This window comes from Sporomusa sp. (assembly GCF_057736855.1).
In genome coordinates this window covers 1-5,520 of record NZ_JBYKYF010000210.1, presented here as the reverse complement: position 1 = coordinate 5,520, position 5,520 = coordinate 1, and the positions used below count along the sequence as shown (strand labels likewise).

6 protein-coding genes are annotated in these 5,520 nt (G+C 43.3%); 5 read left to right on the top strand and 1 reads right to left on the bottom strand.

Translation table 11 applies throughout. The annotated features are described in order from the left end of the window. Nucleotides 1–33: 33 nt before the first annotated feature. Together AC29Z1_RS12790 and AC29Z1_RS12785 are read left to right on the top strand one after the other, a co-directional pair. On the top strand, nt 34–1,044 hold the full coding sequence (locus tag AC29Z1_RS12790; protein ID WP_488271841.1) for a homocitrate synthase/isopropylmalate synthase family protein: 1,011 nt from the start codon (nt 34–36) through the stop codon (nt 1,042–1,044). A 13-nt stretch (nt 1,045–1,057) separates the two neighbouring features. Next, nucleotides 1,058–1,909 carry a homocitrate synthase gene (locus AC29Z1_RS12785; RefSeq protein WP_488271840.1) on the top strand — a complete coding sequence of 284 codons (852 nt, stop codon included), beginning with the start codon at nt 1,058–1,060 and terminating at the stop codon, nt 1,907–1,909. A 24-nt stretch (nt 1,910–1,933) separates the two neighbouring features. Here the strand turns inward: AC29Z1_RS12785 and AC29Z1_RS12780 are convergent, their stop codons facing one another. After that, nucleotides 1,934–2,143: a hypothetical protein gene (locus AC29Z1_RS12780; RefSeq protein WP_488271839.1), complete on the bottom strand. Its 210-nt coding sequence runs from the start codon at nt 2,141–2,143 to the stop codon at nt 1,934–1,936. Nucleotides 2,144–2,504: 361 nt separating this feature from the next. On the opposite strand from AC29Z1_RS12780, the gene AC29Z1_RS12775 reads away from it, so the two are divergent. The 3 genes from AC29Z1_RS12775 to AC29Z1_RS12765 all read left to right on the top strand — a co-directional run bounded on the left by AC29Z1_RS12775 (nt 2,505) and on the right by AC29Z1_RS12765 (nt 5,137). Beyond that, nucleotides 2,505–3,059 (top strand): hypothetical protein, encoded by a 555-nt coding sequence (locus tag AC29Z1_RS12775; RefSeq protein ID WP_488271838.1) that lies wholly within the window; start codon nt 2,505–2,507, stop codon nt 3,057–3,059. A gap of 31 nt (nt 3,060–3,090) precedes the next feature. Then, the gene (locus AC29Z1_RS12770; RefSeq protein ID WP_488271837.1) at nt 3,091–3,732 is read left to right on the top strand and encodes a lactate utilization protein; all 642 of its coding nucleotides are present in this window, start codon (nt 3,091–3,093) and stop codon (nt 3,730–3,732) included. A 145-nt stretch (nt 3,733–3,877) separates the two neighbouring features. Then, a complete protein-coding gene (locus AC29Z1_RS12765) occupies nt 3,878–5,137 on the top strand; it encodes a L,D-transpeptidase family protein (protein ID WP_488271836.1) in 1,260 nt (419 codons plus the stop codon). Nucleotides 5,138–5,520 lie beyond the last annotated feature (383 nt).

Here is a 5,520-nt window from a genome sequence, read left to right as displayed (position 1 = left end):
CCGGGAATAAGAAAAAAAAGGTGTGGGTGAAATATGAGCAGGTTAGTTTGGCATGATCAGACGTTAAACACTGCTATTCGCCGGCAGTGTAGTGACGAGCAACTGGAACAGATTGCCTGTATGTTGTCCAAATTGGGTATTAAGCAGGCCGATATATGGCTTGCTGACTGGCAACAATATTGCCCGGACTTAAGCGGAGCGAAAAAACATTTAGAATTACGAGCTATAACCAGCTTAACGCAGCCAGAACTGGAATTGTCTCAACAGCTTGGCATGAGCGGAGTGGCTCTGGTTTGTAATTTAGCCCAGCAAGATAATTTTAATTTATCACTTGCGTCTGTTATACATGAAGCGGATAGACGCAGCTTGCAAAGTTCCATTCAATTAGAAGGGGTATCAGCCTTAAGCACACCTGAATTGGCAGTTATCGCAGCCCAGATTAATGAATATGATATTGCCAGTATTATCTATGATGATCGAATGGCAAAAGGTGACCCACTGTCTATTTTCGAGCAACTGACCTTTATTATCCGGAAAGTAAACTGTCCGGTAGAGGTCTGTTTAGGTAATACTTATGGTCTGGCAACAGCCAATAGTCTTGCAGCCGTAAAAGCAGGTATTACTCACCTCGCGACATCGGTAGTCGGTGTTGGTGGTTATACTCCATGGGAAGAGGTTGTGTTCATAGTTAAGCAACTGCTGGATTTTGACTGTGAATTATCGCAACATGTAGCCAATATTTGCCGGCAAGTAGCCGCAGTGTTGGAACTTGATGTGCCTGAGAATAAACCAGTTATCGGGGATGCCGTTTTTTCCTGCAAGTCGGGTGTGCATGTTGCTGGAGTTATCGAGGAACTGGAACTATGTGAACCGTTATCTTCCGAGTTGACGGGATGGAAACGACGGTTGGTCATTGGCAATCATTCAGGTAGTACTGTCATAAAACCAAAGTATTATGACTGGGGAGGACAACCGGCATTCTCTGTTCAAAAGAAAGCAGGGATTAGTGATGGAGAGTTACGGCAATTATACCAGTCAAGCTGAGGGGAGTAATATTATGCAAAAATGTAAGCAAGGCGTTATTATTGATACAACTCTGAGAGATGGTGAGGCTGCTGGAATTGCCTTTACTGCTCAGGAAAAGCTGGCGCTTGCTACTGAGCTGGCTCAGGCCGGGGTGACTTGGATTGAAGTAGGAAGCCCGATTATGGGGCGGGAAGAAGTTGAAGCATTGCGGCTGATAGTTAACGCCCGACTCAAAGCCATTGTGTTTACCTGGAACCGAGCTTGTCTTGAAGATGTTGAGGCCTCGTTGGCTTGCGGATGTGAATTTTTGCATATTTCTGTCCCCGTCTCTGACCTGCATATTTATCGAAACCTGAAAAGAAGCCGAGATTGGGTATATCAGCAATTGGCAAAGGTGGTACTTTTTGCGCAAAGTCGTGGCTGCTACGTATCAGTAGGGGCTGAAGATGCCTCTAGAGCGACTCTAAATCAATTTCTCGAACTTGCTGATTATAGTGCCCGATTGGGAGCGGTGCGTATCCGTTATGTTGACACTGTTGGCTGCTTAGATCCATTTACTACCAATAGTATCATGAAACATCTGGCAAGACGTTGTCCGCTGCCGATTGAGTTTCATGCGCACAATGATTTTGGGATGGCAACCGCCAACACGCTGGCAGCCTTGCAAAGCGGCGCAGCTTTTGCCAGCGTGACCACTGCCGGTATTGGCGCGCGAGCTGGTCATGCAGCGTTGGAGGAAGTCGCTGCAGGTTTAACCGAAATATATGGAGTTGATAGTGGTATTGATTTGGCGGCTGCAAAAAAAATATGCTGCCAAGTGGCAGCTATGAGTGGCAAAAAGATTTTTCCGTATAAGCCGGTTATCGGGACTGCCTTTGTTTGATAGCCAGGGTACGAATCGTCGTTGTTACGAGGTAAGCAAGGCATTGTTGTTTCTCGACTTATTTTGTCTATCTAAAATGTTTCCAAGGGTCTGTCTGCTAATATTTTTTTGCGGATGGGCCTTTAACATATTTTCTTGAATTTTTTCGTTGGTGCGTGGGCTGGCGATTACTGTGACTGAGGAAAGGTTTTTACTGAATCCCTTACCATGCGCATATTTAATGATTGTTTTCATGGTGCTACCTCCTCTGGCTGTTGGATTAATTAGGAAAGCGGCTATAAAATTCCCGATATTTTTTAAATAGGGGATCTGAGTCCAGGGTTTCGTCAGGACTTAGCTCAAGTATGGTTTTGGGGCAATATTCTGAAGAAAATTCACAGGAGCTGCTTTCGATGCAATTATCGCAACCCAATGATTTGCGCCGTAGCATACACTACCTCCTGAAGTAGTATTGACGTAAATCTGTTAACGCCTATTACTAGTTTCCGAAAAAAGGGATTAAATTATTACATCTTCAGATAAGTTAGAATTGTAATTGTTTATCCTGAATAAATGGCAGCTTTATCGAAATCGCTATAAAGGGTATAATTATAATATGGATAATAAAAACGTACGGAAAGTGGTGGAGCGGATGCAACCAGGCCAAGTTGGTCAATTATATGAACCCGGCCGGGATAAAATTGAGGAAAAAATAACTTACCGTTTCGATAAAGCTGGTCATTGCCTTGTGATTAGTAAAGCAGGAATTAATGCCCAAGAAGTAGAAACCATCGAATATGCCAGTGTCGAATTGGGTTTATATGTTGATGGCCCTATTATATTTTTGCTTTTTAAATTTGGTACAAGCAACTGGAATGATGTGCCCTACTCTTGGCATACCGTACCGAGGGAATATCGCGCTTATCCGGCCGAAGTGGAAGATGCAGCAACACTGAAAGTTACGCTTGTTGATACCGTGGATGGTCTTGTGAGGGCTGCGCGAACCGTGACGCTGACTCCTGATTTTGCGGATAAACTAAATGAGATGATCACCATTCAGGCTAAGGGTAGCTTTAACGGATTGTCATATGCTAAACATATAAACTTTGTGTACAACCAGTATACATCTGACGAAATGGCCAGTATGGCTGTTGCCCACATGGTTGCTTAAATCTACATATATATAGAAGGAGGGTACTATCATGAGTGAATTTAAAAACTGGCACAACCAAACCATTGGGGAAAAACTTGTAAAAGCTTTGGAGAAAAATAATTTTACAGCTAGCTATGTTAATACTAAGCAAGAAGCATTGGACAAACTAGCAGCACTTATTCCGGTCGATGCTACTGTTGGTATCGGCGGTTCGCAGACAATTAAAGAGATAGGGATTGACACTCTGTTAGAAGAACGAGGAAATACGGTATTTAATCACAATAAGCCGGGGTTATCCAAGGAAGAATCGATGGCGTTACGTCGTAAACAAATGACATGTGATGTCTTTTTAACAAGTACAAATGCTGTTACTTTACAAGGTGAGCTTGTTAATGTCGATGGTTCGGGCAACCGAGTGGCTGCAATGATTTTTGGACCTAAAAAAGTTATTGTTATTACAGGTATCAATAAAGTGGTAACTAATATTGATGCCGCGTTAGAGCGGATTGAACTCTACGCTGCGCCGATGAATAACAAGCGCCTGAATTTTTCCAATCCTTGTACTGTAACTGGTCAATGTATGGACTGTCAGGGACCGACTCGAATTTGTAATGTTACTACCATTATGCACAAAAAACCCGGTGGTACTGATGTAGAGGTTATCATTATTGGTGAAGACTTGGGTTTTTAGGTGAAATAGTAAGGACTACATTTGCGAGAGTACCGATTTGTGTACTCCCGCAAATTTTTTTAGGCTTGTACAACTAATCAACGCATACAGGTAGGATTCTTCTCATATATGTGTATTGTTGTAGCACAGACGAGGGGATGACTGCATGGGTATGCGAATGGGTAGTAGGATTTTTTGGTTAATTGTTTGGTTTACTTTATTTGCTCTTCCTGGGTATGCCCAGACTATCGAGCAGGAAGGTTCGTCTCGAATTATTATCAACATTCCGAGCTGCACTTTAGAATTGTATAAAAATAATATGCTTGTTAGAGAATATCCGGTAGGTGTAGGCAAACCTTCCACGCCAACGCCGATTGGCAAGTTTTTTGTTACCGAAAAAGAAATTGACCCGTGCTGGTATCCTCCCGGGAAAAACTATGTAGTGCCGCCGGGACCTGAAAATCCGTTGGGGTATCGTTGGATGGGCTTTGCTCCTTTGTATGGCATTCATGGCACTAATGCCCCCTGGTCAATTGGATTGGCTGTCTCTAATGGTTGTGTCCGAATGCAGGAAGCAGATGTGGAAGAATTATTTGAGCTCATTGACTATGATACTCCTGTTTTCATTGAATATGAGAGGGTCAAGGTGCGGGTAGATGCGTTAGGAAGAGCCTCGATTGGCATTTATTCTGACATATATGGACGACAGCAAGTTACTCTGGCTGGTGTTAAGCAAGCCTTAGCAGAAGCCGGGCTGGACGGTTTGGTGGAGGAATCATTCCTACAGGCGTTACTTTGGGATATCCCTGATAAACAGGTGGTATTTGCCCAACTCCACAATCTCAAAATAAATGGAGTGCCGCGGCCGGAATATGCTATCTCCTGGAAGGGAACAAAACAGGTGCCAGTACAGGCGCTGACAGAGAGTCTGAATACTTATGTGAACTGGGATGAAGATAAGCAAATGCTAAGCCGGCGAAATCGAATTGTTCCCGGCATTAAACTTGGTAATGCTATGTATGCTGCGGCTGAGGATCTGGCAATTTTGTTTGGCGGGCGGGGAAGCTGGGATGGGAGACAAAACTGTCTGGAGTTAACGCTGCCTATAGCCAAACTGGATGGTCAACTGCTTTCCGATGATATTCAACGTGTGGAAAATCAGTTTGCGGTTCCGGCTCTTACGCTTGCTAAAGCGTTAGGGGAACGTGTAAAATGGCATAGTAACACCGGACAATTATTTGTACAAGGCCGACCAGCAGCGGTTGTAGTGTTGGAAGGAGAGCCGTTTGTCACTATGGATAATATGGGTGAAATTTTTAATGTGGCTGCTGCTTGGGATGATCAGACGCAAACGCTGCATTTGTCATATCCACTGCACCCTATAGACTATTCCATGTACTTGAATCCGTACGATGAATTTCTGTGATTTTTTGAACAGACTAGAGAATAATTTTTATAAAGTAGTTGACATAAACGAATAAGCGTGATAAGATAAGCAAGTCGCAAAGGCGTGAGGTAATAATAACCAATACGCTTGGCAGCGCGAAATAAATACCAAAATAAAACATGTTGACACGGTGAAATAAACGTGTTAACATATAAAAGCTGTCGCTGATGCGGCAGTGGCAAATGTGTTCCCTGAAAACTGAACAATGTAAGAAATGCATCAAAAGCCAGATGTGCGGTGCTCAAATGAGCATCTAAATGATTTCTTTGAATGTATATAAGAGCCAACAAAGGCTTCATAAAATAAATTTTTATGGAGAGTTTGATCCTGGCTCAGGACGAACGCTGGCGGCGTGCCTAACA